Source organism: Agromyces sp. NPDC055658 (assembly GCF_053618155.1).
The window spans coordinates 1-1,275 of record NZ_JBSHHD010000114.1 but is presented as its reverse complement, the minus strand read 5'-3'; the positions used below and the strand labels follow the sequence as shown (position 1 = coordinate 1,275).

Below are 1,275 nucleotides of genomic sequence, written 5' to 3'. Positions count from 1 at the left end.
ACACCTATGCCGCCTACCATTTCCACGCCGGGCTGACGAACGCCGACGGCAACCACCACCCGTGGGAATCCAAGCCGTGGACGTGGCCGATGTCGTTGCGACCGGTGCTCTACGCGATCGACAACCACGACGTCGCCGGGTGCGGCACACAGTCGTGCGTGAAAGCCGTGATGCTGGTGGGCACTCCGGCGATGTGGTTCATCGCGGTGCCGGTGCTCGGATGGGCGCTGTGGCGGGCCGTGGTGCGGCGGGACTGGCGCTACGGCGTGGTCCTGGTCGGGTACGCGGCCGGTTTCCTGCCCTGGTTCTTCGACATCGACCGGCAGATGTACTTCTTCTACGCCACCGTGATGGCGCCGTTCCTGGTGCTGACGATCGCGCTGATCCTCGGCGACATCCTGTACCAACCCAGACAGAACCCGGAACGCCGTACGTTGGGACTGCTGGTGGTGTGCTTCTACGTGGCACTCGTGATCGCGAACTTCGCGTGGCTGTACCCGGTCCTGACGGGCATCCCGATCTCGCAGTCGACCTGGAACCTGGAGATCTGGCTGCCCTCGTGGCGTTGAGATTGCGCACAGGGTCGTGAAATCGAGTTATCCACAGCCCTGAGCGCAATCTCAACGCATGGGCGTGAACTAGAGCAGGTCCCGCGCCGCCGGACACGACATGCAGCGTGGCCCGCCGCGGCCCGTGCCCAGCTCCGAAGCCTCGATCGGCAGCACTTCGATGCCCGAATCAGCCAGCCGGGCATTGGTTTCCGAGTTGCGCTCGTAGGCCACCACCACTCCCGGCGCCAGGGCCAGGGTGTTGTTGCCGTCGTCCCATTGCTCGCGTTCGGCGGTCACGGGATCGAGCCCGGTGTCGATCACCCGCAGTTGCTCGATCCCCATCGCATCGGCGGCCGCCTGCACGAAAGGCACCTCGTCGTCGATCCGGATCCCGGCCTCGGTGCGGTGAATGGTGAACGCCGACAACGAGTCCACGATGTTCGGGTACATCACGACCGCGTCGACGTCGACCATCGTGCACACGGTATCCAGGTGCATCTGGGCGCGCTCCTGCCGGATCGGCACCGCCAGCACGGTATGGGCCAGGTCGTCGTCGAACAGGCTGCGCGCCAACGCCTCGGCGCCGGCAGGCGTGGTCCGCTCCCCCACCCCGACCGCGACCACCCCGGGCCCCAGCAGCAGCACGTCGCCGCCCTCGACAGGAGCCGAGCGCGACTCGTACGCCCGCCGGACGCCGAGGAACCGCGGATGGTGCGCATAGATC

General features: G+C 66.9%; 1 protein-coding gene and 1 pseudogene. One reads left to right on the top strand and one right to left on the bottom strand.

Features of this window, described 5'->3' with window-relative positions:
* A pseudogene (locus ACWGPE_RS18935) lies at positions 1 to 569 on the top strand (phospholipid carrier-dependent glycosyltransferase); the annotation flags it as partial.
* A gap of 69 nt (positions 570 to 638) precedes the next feature.
* Here the strand turns inward: ACWGPE_RS18935 and ACWGPE_RS18930 are convergent.
* Positions 639 to 1,275, bottom strand: a 637-nt coding sequence (locus ACWGPE_RS18930; protein WP_452049303.1) for an arginine deiminase family protein, incomplete at its 5' end; no start/stop codon positions are given.